At 65.4% G+C, this 15,316-nt stretch carries 15 protein-coding genes and 6 tRNA genes; 16 read left to right on the top strand and 5 right to left on the bottom strand.

What is annotated here, in order from left to right; all coding sequences use genetic code 11:
• The first annotated feature begins 284 nt into the window (after positions 1-284).
• On the top strand, positions 285-758 hold the full coding sequence (locus tag ACZ46K_RS20395) for a 2-isopropylmalate synthase (protein ID WP_054805924.1): 474 nt from the start codon (positions 285-287) through the stop codon (positions 756-758).
• 54 nt (positions 759-812) lie between these two features.
• Here ACZ46K_RS20395 and ACZ46K_RS20390 read toward each other — a convergent pair.
• The 5 genes from ACZ46K_RS20390 to ACZ46K_RS20370 all read right to left on the bottom strand — a co-directional run bounded on the left by ACZ46K_RS20390 (position 813) and on the right by ACZ46K_RS20370 (position 1,274).
• Positions 813-887: transfer RNA gene (locus tag ACZ46K_RS20390), tRNA-Val, on the bottom strand.
• Between the two features lie 18 nt (positions 888-905).
• Positions 906-981, bottom strand: a tRNA-Gly gene (locus ACZ46K_RS20385).
• Positions 982-1,029: 48 nt separating this feature from the next.
• Positions 1,030-1,104: transfer RNA gene (locus tag ACZ46K_RS20380), tRNA-Val, on the bottom strand.
• A 1-nt stretch (position 1,105) separates the two neighbouring features.
• Positions 1,106-1,176 (bottom strand) — tRNA-Cys (locus ACZ46K_RS20375).
• A 25-nt stretch (positions 1,177-1,201) separates the two neighbouring features.
• Positions 1,202-1,274: transfer RNA gene (locus ACZ46K_RS20370), tRNA-Gly, on the bottom strand.
• A gap of 412 nt (positions 1,275-1,686) precedes the next feature.
• Here ACZ46K_RS20370 and ACZ46K_RS20365 point away from each other — a divergent pair.
• The 15 genes from ACZ46K_RS20365 (at position 1,687) to ruvB (ending at position 15,214) form a co-directional block, all read left to right on the top strand.
• A tRNA-Val gene (locus tag ACZ46K_RS20365) sits at positions 1,687-1,758 on the top strand.
• 199 nt (positions 1,759-1,957) lie between these two features.
• Entirely contained in the window at positions 1,958-2,593 is a 636-nt protein-coding gene (locus ACZ46K_RS20360) for a DUF742 domain-containing protein (protein WP_464744440.1), read from the top strand.
• 153 nt (positions 2,594-2,746) lie between these two features.
• Complete coding sequence (thrS, locus tag ACZ46K_RS20355; protein ID WP_054805929.1) at positions 2,747-4,825, top strand: threonine--tRNA ligase; 2,079 nt, start codon at positions 2,747-2,749, stop codon at positions 4,823-4,825.
• Between the two features lie 41 nt (positions 4,826-4,866).
• Entirely contained in the window at positions 4,867-5,388 is a 522-nt protein-coding gene (locus ACZ46K_RS20350; RefSeq protein WP_054805928.1) for an ATP adenylyltransferase, read from the top strand.
• Positions 5,389-5,497: 109 nt separating this feature from the next.
• Entirely contained in the window at positions 5,498-6,172 is a 675-nt protein-coding gene (pgsA, locus tag ACZ46K_RS20345) for a phosphatidylinositol phosphate synthase (RefSeq protein WP_054805922.1), read from the top strand.
• Positions 6,173-6,188: 16 nt separating this feature from the next.
• A complete protein-coding gene (locus tag ACZ46K_RS20340; RefSeq protein ID WP_054805921.1) occupies positions 6,189-7,091 on the top strand; it encodes a phosphatidylinositol mannoside acyltransferase in 903 nt (300 codons plus the stop codon).
• Complete coding sequence (locus tag ACZ46K_RS20335) at positions 7,092-8,219, top strand: glycosyltransferase family 4 protein (protein WP_054809880.1); 1,128 nt, start codon at positions 7,092-7,094, stop codon at positions 8,217-8,219.
• Entirely contained in the window at positions 8,216-9,295 is a 1,080-nt protein-coding gene (locus ACZ46K_RS20330; protein WP_464744437.1) for an NUDIX hydrolase, read from the top strand. Before ACZ46K_RS20335 ends, ACZ46K_RS20330 begins: the two co-directional genes overlap by 4 nt.
• A 204-nt stretch (positions 9,296-9,499) precedes the next feature.
• Complete coding sequence (gene pdxS, locus ACZ46K_RS20325; protein WP_054805919.1) at positions 9,500-10,402, top strand: pyridoxal 5'-phosphate synthase lyase subunit PdxS; 903 nt, start codon at positions 9,500-9,502, stop codon at positions 10,400-10,402.
• Positions 10,403-10,470: 68 nt separating this feature from the next.
• Complete coding sequence (locus ACZ46K_RS20320) at positions 10,471-11,301, top strand: acyl-CoA thioesterase (protein ID WP_464744435.1); 831 nt, start codon at positions 10,471-10,473, stop codon at positions 11,299-11,301.
• Positions 11,302-11,378: 77 nt separating this feature from the next.
• Positions 11,379-11,996: a pyridoxal 5'-phosphate synthase glutaminase subunit PdxT gene (gene pdxT, locus ACZ46K_RS20315; protein ID WP_464749418.1), complete on the top strand. Its 618-nt coding sequence runs from the start codon at positions 11,379-11,381 to the stop codon at positions 11,994-11,996.
• A gap of 65 nt (positions 11,997-12,061) precedes the next feature.
• The gene (locus ACZ46K_RS20310; protein WP_054809881.1) at positions 12,062-12,814 is read left to right on the top strand and encodes a YebC/PmpR family DNA-binding transcriptional regulator; all 753 of its coding nucleotides are present in this window, start codon (positions 12,062-12,064) and stop codon (positions 12,812-12,814) included.
• A gap of 134 nt (positions 12,815-12,948) precedes the next feature.
• Positions 12,949-13,527, top strand: coding sequence for a crossover junction endodeoxyribonuclease RuvC (gene ruvC / locus ACZ46K_RS20305; RefSeq protein WP_054807941.1), 579 nt, complete (start codon positions 12,949-12,951; stop codon positions 13,525-13,527).
• The gene (ruvA, locus tag ACZ46K_RS20300; RefSeq protein WP_054807940.1) at positions 13,524-14,123 is read left to right on the top strand and encodes a Holliday junction branch migration protein RuvA; all 600 of its coding nucleotides are present in this window, start codon (positions 13,524-13,526) and stop codon (positions 14,121-14,123) included. Before ruvC ends, ruvA begins: the two co-directional genes overlap by 4 nt.
• Complete coding sequence (gene ruvB, locus ACZ46K_RS20295) at positions 14,120-15,214, top strand: Holliday junction branch migration DNA helicase RuvB (RefSeq protein WP_054809882.1); 1,095 nt, start codon at positions 14,120-14,122, stop codon at positions 15,212-15,214. The genes ruvA and ruvB overlap by 4 nt, the downstream gene beginning before the upstream one ends.
• Positions 15,215-15,316: the final 102 nt, after the last annotated feature.

The raw sequence follows: 15,316 nt of genomic DNA, 5'->3' as shown, positions 1-15,316 counted from the left end.
GGGGTCATGGCTGGGGTTCATTTACCATCGGGGGGGATGGCTCTTCCCACGATACATGAGGGATTCCTCAGCTTCCAAGTTGTGTCCCGATTCGAGGGGTCACGGTTTCGTCACACAGTTTCGGGGTGGAAGTTTGCGCTCGTCACAACGAAGTTCTAGGGTGAGGCGTTATGAAGCGCGTACTCGTAGTTCACCGCCGTAGCGGGGTCTGATTCGGACCGGCCCCTCGCTGCGGGCCCCTGAGCTGCGTGTCGGTCCTCCCTTCTCGTTGGAGACCACTACCGATGAACGCCTTCGATTCTTTTGCTTCGGCACATGCCCGTACCTCCGCACCGTCCTGGCAGGATCGGTTGCCCCTGCCATTGCGGGCCGACGCGGCGGGACTGACCTGGGAACGATTCACTGCCATCCATGCACCGCAGAACGGTCCGGTGCGTCTCGGTGGATGGAGCGCCACCGCACTGGGAGCGGGGCGCAGTTCGTACGAGGCGACACTCGCGGTGCACGCATCGATCCACACTGCGTCGGCAGTGGCGAACGGCCCGGTGGCGGGAATGACCGCACTGCTCCACGATCTCGGAATCCACCTCGAGATCCTCTCGTTCGACCAGCGTGAACTCGGTGGAGCGCACGCGACGTTCCTCCTGTGTCGGGAGGGTGACCGGCAGATGTGGGCAATGGGAATGGGGGAGACCGCAGCGGAGTCCACGCTGCGCGCCATGATTGCCGGCGCCAACCGGCTCAGTGTCGGTCGCTGACCAGAGAACAGCGAAGTCCCCCTTCGGAATCCGAAGGGGGACTTCGCTGTTCTCTGGTGCGCGATACTGGGATTGAACCAGTGACCTCTTCCGTGTCAGGGAAGCGCTCTCCCGCTGAGCTAATCGCGCCGGCTACTGACGCCGGTGTGGAGCGGATGACGGGATTCGAACCCGCGACCCTCACCTTGGCAAGGTGATGCGCTACCAGCTGCGCTACATCCGCATGTGCACGTTGGGGTGAAACTGGGTCGACCCACGTGCTGGTCGACCCTGGTGCGCGATACTGGGATTGAACCAGTGACCTCTTCCGTGTCAGGGAAGCGCTCTCCCGCTGAGCTAATCGCGCGAGGTGGAGACGGGAATCGAACCCGTGTGCACGGCTTTGCAGGCCGTTGCCTCACCACTCGGCCACTCCACCATAAAAGGTCGAGACCAACCTCTCGAGCGGATGACGGGATTCGAACCCGCGACCCTCACCTTGGCAAGGTGATGCGCTACCAGCTGCGCTACATCCGCATTCGCACCGTGGCGTCGTGCTCTCCGTGGTGCGGTTAAAAACTTAGCCGACCATCGCGGAAACACACAAATCTGCAGGTCAGTGCAAGGAAACTCGGTCAGGACGGCGCTTGGAAGGGCTGTGTGGGTCCGTTGGAAGGGGTCGTCGGGGAGCGGACTGGGCGCCAGGAATGCGGCGACGGCACGTGTGCGGCCGGGGAGAGCGGCGCGCCCGGCGCGCAGTGTTCCCCTATTCCGCGCAGTGTTCCTCTACTCGGGGAGGCGCTGCTCTCGGCACGTGAGCTCACGAGAGGGCGGTGGCTGGGGTCATCGTTCGGGGTGCGACACCGGAAAGTGGTGTGACCTGCTGATTCGTTTTCGTCCCAGGGTGCATGTTAAATTTCTTTGCGTTCGAGCCGCTGCGAAGCGGAACGGTCCCGTGGCTCAGTGGAAGAGCGTCCCGTTCACACCGGGAAGGTCGCTGGTTCGATCCCAGCCGGGACCACAGGTTCGCAAAAAGGGCACCCTGCACAGGGTGCCCTTTTTGCGTATCTTGGCATGCAACTGTCGAGAGCAACGGTGACTGTGTCATCCGGTGGGACGAAAGACTCGTCGCCCGCTCGACGATGTGCACGTCTGCGGCCATCGAAGTCCGTGCGGGCGATGCAGGATCAGACCACGGTGGTTCGAGGAGGATTCGTCAGATGAGTGTCGCAGACGGCGCATGGCAGGCAGTGGGGACGACGGGCGCCCGCTTCGGGTCCAGGCGTCCACGCCACCGCACGAAGAGGGACGATCTTGTATATTCGCCCTCTGAAGAGGGTGAACGGTCGTCGGAGTTCGATGCTGCTGCGACACCGGCGTCGGCCCAGGGGGTAGGGCCGACCACCGGAGAACAGGTGGCTGCCGGTGAGATGGCGCGCCGGGAGCCACGCATGATGGATCGCACGTTCGACGGCACTGGTCACGAAGGCACTGGGGGAGTCGGGAAATTGGAAGAACACACATCATCGTTCGTGAGGCCGTTCGTCCGAAGTGGTGGCCGTACCCGGACCGATATGGACCTGCCACTCGAGGCTCTGGTGTCCACGGTCCCGTCCTCGACGAGCATGATGGCCGGCAGGTTCGCCGAGGAGCATCGCGTCGTCGTCGGCCTGTGTGCGCAACCGCGCTCGACGATGGAGGTGGCCGCTCTGGCGGGAATCCCCCTCGGAGTGGCCCGAGTGCTGATCGGCGACCTCGCGGGAGCGGGCATCCTGACCGTGCACAGCACCGTGGACCAGGTCGGGCCGGGCAGCGCTCTTCTCGAACGGGTCCTCACGGGGCTGCACTCACTCTGACAGTCCGCGCGTCGTAGCGGTGTTTCGCTCCGGTATGCCCTGTGTTCGGTGGTGTGAGCGCATATCGATAGCATGGGGACGTTGCCGTCGCGCATCGCAGTCGCGCCCGGTAGCAGCCCCCAGAACAGGCATCCAGCCGAGGAGTCCAGCACAGTGACCACGCCCGCATCCGCGAAACCAGCCACGCTCGTCCGGGTGCCCGCGGGGACCACTGCCGCTTCCGCCGTGCGTGAGGCCGGACTCTCGACCAAGGGCCCCGATGCCATCGTGGTCGTCCGGGACGACGAAGGTGCGCTGCGCGATCTTGCCTGGATTCCCGACGTGGACGTCGAGGTCGAGGCAGTCGGCGCCGACACCGAGGACGGCCGCAGCGTGATCCGGCACTCGGCCGCGCATGTCCTTGCGCAGGCGGTGCAGCAGGAATTCCCCGAGGCCAAACTCGGTATCGGCCCGCCGATCAAGGACGGCTTCTACTACGACTTCCAGGTCGAGCGGCCGTTCACGCCCGAGGATCTCGCGAAGCTCGAGAAGCGCATGAAGAAGATCGTCAAGGATGCGCAGCGCTTCTCCCGCCGCGTCGTCGAGAACATCGAGGACGCCCGCGAGGAACTGCAGAACGAGCCGTTCAAGCTCGAGCTCATCGACGACAAGTCCGGCAGCAGCGACTTCGAACCGGACCCCGAGATCATGGAGGTCGGCGGCAAAGAGCTGACCATCTACGACAATCTCAACCCGCGCACGGGTGAGCTGGTCTGGAAGGACCTGTGCCGTGGCCCGCACCTGCCGACCACCAAGTTCATCCCTGCGTTCAAGCTCACCCGCAGCTCCGCCGCGTATTGGCGAGGCGACCAGGACAACGCCGACCTCCAGCGGATCTACGGCACCGCGTGGGAATCCACCGAGGCGCTCGAGAGTCACCTGGAACTACTCGCCGAGGCCGAGCGCCGCGATCATCGCAAGCTCGGCGCCGAACTCGACCTGTTCTCGTTCCCTGACGAGCTCGGTTCGGGTCTGCCGGTGTTCCATCCCAAGGGCGGCATCATCCGCCAGGAGATGGAGAACTACTCGCGTCAGCGCCACGTCGACGCCGGATACGACTTCGTCAACACCCCGCACATCACCAAGGGGCACCTCTACGAGGTCTCGGGTCATCTCGATTGGTACAAGGACGGCATGTTCCCGGCGATGCACATCGACGAGGAACTGAACGACGACGGCACGATCCGCAAGCCCGGCCAGGACTACTACCTCAAGCCGATGAACTGCCCGATGCACGACCTGATCTTCCGGTCGCGAGGGCGTTCGTACCGCGAGCTTCCGCTCCGCATGTTCGAGTTCGGCTCCGTCTATCGCTACGAGAAGTCCGGTGTCGTCCACGGACTCACACGTGTGCGCGGCATGACACAGGACGACGCGCACATCTTCTGCACGCCGGAACAGATGCGCGACGAGCTCACCACGATCTTGAATTTCATCCTCGACGTGCTCAAGGATTACGGACTCGACGACTACTACCTCGAGTTGTCGACGAAGAACCCGAAGAAGTTCGTCGGTAGCGACGAGTTGTGGGAGACGGCCACCGAGACGCTGCGTGAGGTCGCGGAGTCCTCGGGCCTGACGTTGGTCCCGGATCCGGGCGGCGCCGCGTTCTACGGGCCGAAGATCTCTGTTCAGGTCAATGACGCGCTCGGCCGCAACTGGCAGATGTCCACTATTCAGCTCGACTTCAATCTGCCCGAGCTCTTCGAACTCGAATACACCGGATCGGACGGTGCCAAGCATCGCCCGGTGATGATCCACCGTGCACTGTTCGGCTCGATCGAGCGGTTCTTCGGTGTGCTCACCGAGCACTACGCCGGTGCGTTCCCCGCATGGCTCTCGCCGGTCCAGGTGGTCGGTATCCCGGTCGCTGCCGAGTTCGAGGAGCATCTCTTCGACGTCGTCGGCAAACTGAAGTCGGCCGGGATCCGCGCCGAGGTGGATGTGTCCGACGACCGCATGCAGAAGAAGATCCGAACCCACACCACGCAGAAGGTTCCCTTCATGCTGCTCGCCGGCGAACGCGACGTCGCCGCCGGTGCGGTGAGCTTCCGATTCCGCGACGGCACCCAGGTCAACGGTGTGCCCGTCGACGAGGCAGTGAGCATCGTCTCGGACTGGGTCCGCCGACGCGACAACGCCTCTCCCACCGCGGAGCTGGTGCGTCCGGCAGAACAGGGAGCGACCTCTTGACCGGCGAGGGAACTCCCGGGCCCGCCGACACCGCCGATTCGATGATCGATCGCGGTGTCGGTGAATCCGACCATCTGCAACGACTGTGGTCACCGCACCGGATGTCGTACATCACCGAGTCCCCAGGACTGCGGAGCGAGCCGTACGAGCCGTTCACCGAGATCCCGAAGATGGCCGACGAAGAAGGTCTGGTCGTCGCCCGCGGTGAATCCGTGTACGCGGTGCTCAATCTCTACCCGTACAACCCGGGCCACCTCATGGTGGTGCCGTACCGGCGGGTGGCGAACCTCGAAGACCTCACGGGGGAGGAGAGCACCGAGCTCATGGCGTTCGCTCAGCGGGCGCTTCGGGTGATCAAGAAGGTGTCGCGTCCCCACGGGTTCAACGTCGGACTCAATCTGGGTGCCGCCGCGGGAGGTTCGTTGTCCGAACACCTGCACCTGCATGTGGTGCCACGCTGGGGCGGCGACGCGAACTTCATCACCGTCCTCGGCGGCTCCAAGGTGATGGTGCAGCTGCTGCGTGACACCCGCGCGTTGCTGGCCTCGGCATGGGACGAGTGACGCCGGCCGAAGACGGGCCCACACCCGACCGTGCCCACGGTCCGACGGTGCGTCATGGCAGGATCGGATTCCGGACACGTCGGGCGAAGGGAAATTCGGGGGTCTCGGAATGCTGAGCTTCTTCGGTCGCGCATCGGTGTCGAAGGTGACAGCACCGCTCGGTCAGGCCTTGAACCGCACGGGCCTGACCCCGGACGCCGTGACCATCATCGGCACGGTCGCCACGATCGCAGCTGCCCTCACACTCTTCCCGGCCGGCCACCTGTTCGTCGGCACGCTCGTCATCTGGCTGTTCGTGATGTTCGACATGCTCGACGGTGCGATGGCACGTGCCCGCGGCGGCGGAACGCGTTTCGGTGCCGTCCTGGACGCCACGTGCGACCGAGTCGCCGACGGAGCGATTTTCGCGGGACTGGCGTGGTGGGCGATTTATCACGAGCAGAGCCGGCCGCTGGTGATCGCGACGCTGATATGCCTCGTGTGTTCACAGGTGATCTCGTATGCCAAGGCGCGCGCCGAGGCGAGCGGCCTGTCGGCCGACGGCGGTCTCATCGAACGCCCCGATCGTCTCGTGATCGTGCTCGTCGGCTCCGGACTGACCGGACTCGGTCTCGACTGGGCCATCCACGTCGCGATGTGGCTGCTCGCCGCAGGTTCGGTCATCACGGTGTTCCAGCGTGTTCTCGCGGTGCGGAACTCGCCGGGCGCGCGTGAACTGCTACCGATCGCGCCGACGTCGGCTTCGGCGTCCGAGACGGATACCGGAAACGGGGAGCAGTCGTGAACGGCGAGGACCGGGAATGAACACGGCCGAGCGAGTCTCGGACCTCGGATACGCTGCGGGATGGCGACTGGTACGACTGTTGCCGGAACGCGTCGCGACGAAGCTGTTCGATGCAGGAGCGGACTTCGCTTCCCGTCGGAACGGCGGACCGAACCAACTGCGCCGCAACCTCTCCCGCGTTCTCGGCGTTCCTCCAGGACAGGTACCCGATGGCCTGATCAAAGCTTCGGTCAGATCGTACGCGCGCTATTGGCGTGAATCCTTCCGGCTTCCGTCGATGGATCTCGACGCCACCGCGGCGTCGATCGACTCCGCGGTCGAAGGCCGCGAACACATAGAGGCGGCGTTGGCTGCCGGTCGTGGCGTGGTTCTGGCGCTGCCGCACAGCGGCAACTGGGACATGGCCGGCGTGTGGTGTGTCCGCACATACGGCGGGTTGTCCACGGTGGCCGAGCGTCTACGCCCCGAGTCGTTGTTCCGTCGCTTCGTCGAGTACCGAGAGGGCCTCGGGTTCGAGGTGTTCCCGCTTTCGGGTGGTGAGAGTCCCCCGTTCGTCGAGTTGTCGGCGCGTCTGCGCGACAACAAGGTCGTCTGCCTGCTGGGGGAGCGCGATCTCGCGCGCAAGGGTGTGCCCGTGACGTTCATGGGAGAACCCACGCGTATGCCTGCCGGACCGGCGAAACTGGCGATCGAGACCAACGCAGCCCTGCTTCCCGTGCATTGCTGGTTCACCGACGACGGATGGGGATTCCGGGTCCATCCGGAGATCGACGTCAGCGACGGTATCGCCAGCGCCACGCAGCACCTCGCCGACCGATTCGCTGCCGATATCGCGGAGCACCCTGCAGACTGGCACATGTTGCAACCACTGTGGATGGACGACCTGTCCGACTCACGACGCGCCCGAATGGAGGAGTGAGTGAGGATCGGAATGGTCTGTCCGTACTCGTTCGATGTACCGGGTGGTGTCCAGGCCCACGTCGTGGATCTCGCCGAGGTTCTCATCGCGCGCGGACACGAGGTGAGCGTGCTCGCGCCCGCCTCCGAGACGACGGTGCTACCCGACTTCGTCGTCTCTGCGGGTAGAGCGGTCGCGATCCCATACAACGGATCGGTGGCCCGCCTGAGCTTCGGCCCCGTCTCCTACGCGCGAGTGCGGCGCTGGATCAACGACAACAACTTCGACGTCCTCCACATCCACGAACCGAATGCACCGAGCCTGTCGATGCTCGCATTGAAGATCGCCGAGGGGCCGATTGTCGCGACGTTCCACACGTCGACGACGAAGTCGCTGGTACTCAGTACTTTCCAAGGGGTTCTGCAGCCGTTTCTCGAGAAGATCAGCGGTCGCATCGCGGTGTCCGAACTCGCTCGTCGCTGGCAGGTCACCTCGCTCGGAGCCGATGCCGTGGAGGTCCCCAACGGAGTCGACGTGCCGTTCTTCCGGCACTCTCCGCCGCTTCCCGGATATCCGCGGGCCGGCCGGACGGTGCTGTTCCTCGGCCGCTTCGACGAATCCCGAAAGGGTATGGATGTGCTCGTCGGTGCGTTGCCCGCACTGGTGGCGCGATACCCGGATATCGAGATCCTGGTCGTGGGTCGCGGTGACGAGGACAGACTCCGCAAGGATGCAGGACCGCACGCAGGCCACCTCCGGTTTCTCGGACAGGTCGACGACGATGAGAAGGCCTCAGCGATGCGCAGCGCCGACGTGTACTGCGCACCGAATCTCGGCGGGGAAAGTTTCGGGATCGTCCTCGTCGAGGCGATGGCATCGGGTACTGCCGTCGTCGCCTCCGAACTCGATGCGTTCAGGCGAGTGCTGCGCGACGGGCGAGCAGGGGTGCTCGTCCCCGTCGGGGACTCCAAGGCGCTCGCCGACGGCATCCTGGAGGTTCTCGACGACGACGACCGCCGCGCCGCGTTGGTCGACGCCGGATCCGAGGTCGTGGAGACCTACGATTGGCCGGTGGTGGCCGACCAGATCTTGCGGGTGTACGAGACGGTCACCGTCGGCGCCGGACCTGTGCGGGAGGTGCGGTCGTGACTCTCAGCGCTCTGACGATCCTCGTCCTGTCGCTGATCGCAGCCGTCGTCCTGTTGCTCGGCCTGTGGGCATACGCGACAGCGAATCGCCTCGATCGGTTGCACGTGCGGTCGGACCTCTCGTGGCAGGCGCTCGATGCAGCCCTCGCCCGTCGCGCCGTGGTGGTGCGCAGCATCGCAGCATCCACGTCCGCTTCGGAGGGTCGTCGGTTGTCGATGCTGGCCGACCGGGCGGAACGCGCAGACCGTGCGCACCGGGAAACCGCCGAGAACGAACTCTCCGTTGCCCTCGCAGGCCTCGACGTCGAACGATTGCGCCCGCAGCTGGTCGCCGAACTCGCCGACTCCGAGGCCCGCGTGCTCATCGCGAGAAGGTTCCACAACGATGCTGTGCGAGACACGCTCGCGTTGCGCACTCGTCGCCCGGTGCGGTGGCTCCACCTCGGCGGCACCGCACCGCTGCCGACGTACTTCGAGATAGCCGAACGCGAACCGGACAAGGCAGGCGCTGTCGAGAAGATCGGGACCGTCGAGAAGTCGAGGGTGGCCCCATCGCAATCGCCGATCCCGGATCGGGCTCGCACATCGGCGCGGGTGGTGCTGCTCGACGACATCGGGCGTGTGCTCCTGCTTCGCGGTCACGATCCGGCACGCCCGCGGGTGCGCTTCTGGTTCACTGTCGGTGGCGCAGTGGAACCCGGCGAGGACCTGCGTGTCGCAGCCGTCCGGGAACTCGCGGAGGAGACCGGGCGCACCGTCGCCCCCGAACAGCTCGTCGGACCGGTGTGGCGGCGAGTGGCCGTCTTCCCGTTCAACGGTGAGGTACTGCATTCCGAAGAACTGTTCTTCGTCCTGCAGACACCCGGATTCGAGCCCGGCTCCGAAGGATTCACCGAGCTCGAACGTCGCATGGACCTCGAATTCAGGTGGTTCGACACCGAAGGGCTCCGCGAACTGGTCTCTGCGGGAGAACCGCTGTACCCGCAGGACCTCCCGGAACTCCTCGACGAGGCCCGGCGTATCGCCGGCAGCCGCGAGGAAACAGCTCTGAACGCCCCAGTGCGCGCCATTCGCTGACCTCGACGATCTCGACAGCGCTCCGACAAGGCCAGCGCATCGCGACTGGCTATGGGGAACCACCCGCACACGGTCATAGGCTCGGCGAGTCGCGATTCGTTTCTGCGCGACGACCATTCTGCGTCGACTTCGTCGTGCCGGATGTGCTGCGTCGGTTCGCTGCGTCAGTTCTGTTGTGTCGAGTTTCTTCTGAGGAGTTCAGCTGTGAGTACCCCGGACACCACCGCCCCCACCGGTACCGCTCGCGTCAAGCGCGGGATGGCCGAGATGCTCAAGGGCGGTGTGATCATGGATGTGGTCACCGCGGACCAGGCCAAGATCGCCGAGGATGCGGGAGCGGTCGCTGTCATGGCACTCGAACGCGTGCCCGCGGACATCCGTGCACAGGGCGGGGTCTCGAGGATGAGTGATCCCGACATGATCGACGGCATCATCGGCGCCGTCTCCATCCCCGTCATGGCCAAGGCGCGGATCGGGCACTTCGTCGAGGCGCAGGTGTTGCAGGCGCTCGGAGTCGACTACATCGACGAGTCCGAGGTCCTCACCCCCGCCGACTACGAGAACCACATCGACAAGTTCGCATTCACCGTGCCATTCGTGTGTGGTGCCACCAATCTCGGGGAAGCGTTGCGCCGCATCAACGAAGGTGCAGCGATGATCCGCTCCAAGGGCGAGGCCGGCACCGGTGATGTCTCCAACGCCACGACCCACATGCGGCAGATCAGGCAGCAGATCCGGCGACTGAGCTCGCTTCCCGAGGACGAACTCTACGTCGCGGCGAAGGAACTGCAGGCCCCGTACGACCTCGTCGTCGAGGTCGCGAAGGCAGGAAAGCTTCCGGTGACGTTGTTCACGGCCGGGGGTATCGCCACCCCCGCGGATGCCGCGATGATGATGCAGCTCGGCGCCGAGGGTGTGTTCGTCGGTTCCGGGATCTTCAAGTCCGGCAACCCCGAACAGCGTGCCGCGGCAATCGTCAAAGCCACCACCTTCTACGACGACCCCGACGTGCTTGCCAAGGTGTCGCGCGGACTGGGCGAGGCCATGGTCGGCATCAACGTCGACGAGATCCCCGCGCCGCACCGGCTCGCCGAGCGCGGATGGTAGCCATCCCTGCCTTGTCGCCGTCGTCCGGCGGATAACCTACTTCCGGGTACAAAACGGAAGGGTCCCGCATGGCGAAGATCGAAGACATCCTCGAACTCGAACGAATCGAAGAGAACATCTTCCGCGGCATCGCAACGGAGACGTTGCTGCCGCGGACGTTCGGTGGCCAGGTAGCGGGGCAGGCACTGGTATCGGCAGTACGCACCGTGGTCCCGGAATTCCAGGTCCACTCCCTGCACGGCTATTTCCTCCGTCCGGGAGACCCGACCAAGGGAATCGTGTACCAGGTCGACCGGATCCGTGACGGTCGCTCGTTCTGTACACGCCGCGTCACTGCGGTGCAGGACGGTCATGCGATCTTCACGATGTCGGCGTCGTTCCACGCCGACGATCAGGGCATCGAACATCAGGACGAGATGCCCACAGTCCCCACGCCGGAAGAGCTCCCCGATGCGAAGACACTCGTCGAGCAAGGTCGCGAGGAATTCGCGTGGGCACTGCGCGAGTGGTCGAACTGGGATTTCCGATTCGTGCCACCGGAGCACATGGTTGCCGACCGCGGGGTGGCCGCGCACCAGCGAGTGTGGTTCCGGTCGCGCGTCACACTCCCGGACGACCCGGTCTTCCACGTGTGCACACTCGCCTATATGAGTGATATGACCCTGCTCGGCTCGGCCCACGTCATCCACCCCGACGAAAAGACCCAGGACGCGTCCCTCGACCACGCCATGTGGTTCCTGCGTCCGTTCCGAGCCGACGACTGGTTGCTCTACGACCAGACGTCGCCCTCCGCTGGGTTCGGCCGTGCATTGACACAGGGCCGGATCTACGACAGCAGAGGAAACATGGTCGCCGCAGTCGTTCAGGAAGGACTCACGCGCTATCTGCGTGAGTCCTGATCTGCCGACCTCGGTAGTTACGTGCGGCGGCCGCCGACAACACGAGAGGAAGGCGGTCCGCCGTGGCTACTGCGCTGCTGCACACCACTCCGACGATTGGGGTGCTCGCACTCCAAGGCGACGTGCGGGAACATCGAGCGGCGCTCGAATCGGCCGGTGCGCGCACCGTCGCGCTGCGCCGCGAAAGCGAACTCGACGCGGTCGACGGCATCGTGATTCCCGGAGGTGAATCGACGACGATGAGTAGGCTGCTCCGGGTATTCGACCTGCTCGAACCGTTGCGGGCGCGGCTGAAGGAGGGTCTGCCCGCCTACGGCTCGTGCGCCGGGATGATCCTACTTGCCACCGAGGTACTCGACACCCGGCCGGATGCCGAGCATCTCGACGCGCTCGACATCACCGTGCGGCGGAACGCCTTCGGCCGCCAGGTGGATTCGTTCGAGACCGATCTCGACATGACCGGAGTCGACGGTGGTCCGGTGCGGGCCGTGTTCATCCGCGCACCCTGGGTGGAGCGGGTCGGGCCCGACGTCGAGGTCCTCGCTCGAGTTCCTCAGGGTCCGGCCGAGGGACGGGTGGTCGCGGTGCGGCGCGACGGGGTGTTCGCGACGTCGTTCCACCCCGAGGTGACCGGTGATCTGCGTGTCCATCGACTCTTCGTCGAGACTGTGCGCTCGCACGCGGGAGCCCGGTAGGTAGACTCGACTCTCCGAAGTGTCGGTTTCACCGACTTCACATCGCCGGAAGGGGCTCCAAGCGAATGAGCGGCCACTCCAAATGGGCCACCACCAAGCACAAGAAGGCGGCCATCGACGCCAAGCGCGGCAAGATGTTCGCGAAACTCATCAAGAACATCGAGGTGGCAGCTCGCACCGGCGGTGGTGACCCTGGCGGGAATCCGACCCTCTTCGACGCCATCCAGAAGGCGAAGAAGAGTTCGGTACCGAACGACAACATCGAACGCGCCCGCAAGCGTGGCGGGGGCGAAGAGGCCGGCGGCGCCGACTGGCAGAACATCACGTACGAGGGATACGGCCCCAACGGTGTCGCATTGCTCATCGAGTGCCTCACCGACAACCGCAATCGTGCTGCGGGTGAGGTGCGTACGGCGATGACACGCAACGGCGGCAACATGGCGGATCCGGGTTCGGTCGCCTACCTGTTCACCCGCAAGGGCGTCGTCACGCTCGAGAAGAACGGCCACTCCGAGGACGACCTCCTCGAAATCGTCCTCGACGCGGGAGCCGAGGAGATCAACGACCTCGGAGAGTCGTTCGAGATCGTGTCCGAGCCCACGGATCTGATTGCCGTCCGAACCGCGCTCATCGATGCGGGAATCGACTACGACGCGGCCGATCCCGACTTCCGTGCCTCGGTCGAGGTACCTGTCGATGCGGAGGGCGCGCGGAAGGTCATGAAGCTCATCGATGCGCTCGAAGACTGCGACGATGTGCAGGATGTCTACTCGAACGTCGACATCCCCGACGAGGTTCTCGCCGAACTCGATGCCTGATCGACCGCCGTGGCGGCGGCCCGAGGGCCGCCGCCACGGCAGGGGCGGTGGCGGGCGCGTGTCGTTCGGGCAGCCGTCGGCGTGTTCCGCTAGGCTCTCGAACAACTGTTCGTAGTGCGTGAAGGGTGTGGCGGTTGCGTGTGATGGGTGTCGACCCCGGGCTGACACGATGCGGATTCGGGATGGTCGACACCGGCCGAGGCCGGGTCGTCGTGCCGGTTGCCGTCGATGTGATCCGCACGCCCCCCGATCTCGACCTCGCCGAGCGGCTGCTGCAGATCTCCGATGCCGCTGAAGAATGGCTCGATCGCTACACGCCGGATGTCGTCGCCGTCGAGCGGGTCTTCTCGCAGAACAACGTTCGCACCGCGATGGGAACCGCACAAGCCGGCGGAGTCGTCGCCCTGTCCGCCGCCCGACGTGGGATTCCGGTCATGTTCCACACCCCCAGTCAGGTCAAATCCGCGGTCACCGGTAACGGTAGCGCCGACAAGAAGCAGATGACCGCAATGGTCACCCGCATCCTCGGCCTCGACACCCCACCGAAACCGGCCGACGCCGCCGACGCACTGGCCCTGGCCATCTGCCACTGTTGGCGGGCTCCGATGCTGGCACGGATGGCAGCAGCGGAAGCTGCCGCGGAAGAACAGAAGCGACGGTACGAGCAACGGCTACGCGACCAGGTCGCGGCCCGGAAGGCAGGGACACGGTGATCGCCTCGGTGCGCGGAGAGGTCCTCGAGATTGCGCTCGACCACGTCGTCGTCGAATCCGGCGGAATCGGGTATCGCGTCAACGCCACGCCAGCCACCCTCGCGACATTGCGTCGCGGCAACGAAGCACGCCTCGTGACCGCGATGATAGTCCGCGAGGACTCCATGACCCTCTACGGATTCGCCGCTCCGGAGGCGCGCGACCTCTTCGGATTGCTGCAGACCGTGTCGGGTGTGGGACCGCGCCTCGCGATGGCGACACTCGCCGTCCTCGAACCCACGGCACTGCGTGCGGCACTCGCCGACGGGAACACCGCGGCCCTCACCCGCGTCCCCGGAATCGGCAAGCGCGGCGCCGAGCGCATGATCGTCGAGCTGCGCGACAAGGTTGCCGCGTACGGCGTCGACGAGGACGCGCCGGCGCTGTCCACGATGTCCTCGCCGATCAGGGAGCAGGTCGTCGAGGCTCTCGTCGGACTGGGCTTCCCGCTCAAACAGGCGGAGCAGTCGACCGACACAGTGTTGAAAGCGGACCCTGCTGCCGACACGTCCGCCGCGTTGCGTGCGGCCCTGTCGGCGTTGGGTAGGTCGCGATGACCGACGACGACACACCCGACCCTTTCGTCGACGAGTCGCCGGTGACTGCGGAGTACACCTCGTCCGACGGCGAGATCGAAGCGAGTCTGCGTCCGAAGAATCTCGACGACTTCATCGGTCAACCTCGGGTGCGAGAGCAGCTGCAGCTGGTGTTGCGCGGAGCGAAGATGCGCGGCGGTACGCCCGACCACATCCTTCTGTCCGGCCCGCCCGGACTGGGGAAGACCTCGATGGCAATGATCATCGCCGGAGAACTCGGGTCTTCGCTCCGGCTGACATCAGGGCCGGCGCTCGAACGTGCCGGTGACCTCGCCGCGATGCTGTCGAACCTGGTGGAAGGAGATGTTCTCTTCATCGACGAGATCCATCGGATCGCCCGACCGGCGGAGGAGATGCTCTATCTGGCGATGGAGGACTTCCGCGTGGATGTCATCGTCGGCAAGGGCCCGGGTGCGACGTCGATCCCACTCGAGGTCGCCCCGTTCACACTGGTCGGCGCGACCACCCGTTCCGGTGCTCTGACCGGTCCGCTGCGCGACCGGTTCGGCTTCACCGCCCACATGGACTTCTACGACCCGCCGGAACTCCAGCGGATTCTGCAGCGCTCGGCGCGCATCCTGGGTATCGAGCTGCACGAGGATTCGAGCGCGGAGATCGCCGGTCGTTCCCGCGGAACACCACGCATCGCGAACCGTCTGCTGCGGCGTGTCCGTGACTACGCCGACGTCCGCGCCGACGGCATCGTCACCTTGGAGATCGCGCAGGCCGCTCTCGAGGTGTACGACGTGGATCGGATCGGGCTCGATCGGCTCGACCGCGCAGTGCTCGGTGCGCTCGTGCGCAGCTTCGGCGGCGGGCCGGTGGGTGTGTCGACGCTTGCGGTCGCCGTGGGGGAGGAGCCTGCCACGGTCGAGGAGGTCTGCGAACCGTTTCTCGTGCGTGCGGGCATGGTGGCGCGCACTCCGAGGGGGCGTGTCGCGACTCAGGCCGCATGGTTGCAGTTGGGCCTGACGCCCCCGCCGGACGCGGCAGCCGGGGGGATCGAGGTGCGTGCTCGAGAGCCGCAGGTCGATTCGTTTGCCGAGGAGTGAACGGGGCTATCGCGGCAAACCGGACGGCAGGACATACCCTCCCGTCCGCGGTAGTGGCACACTGGTCTATTGCGTCGGTCCACGGAGGCCGACAGAGCGTTG

Source organism: Rhodococcus sp. JCM 9793 (assembly GCF_055380405.1).
This window is presented reverse-complemented; position numbering and strand designations above follow the sequence as displayed.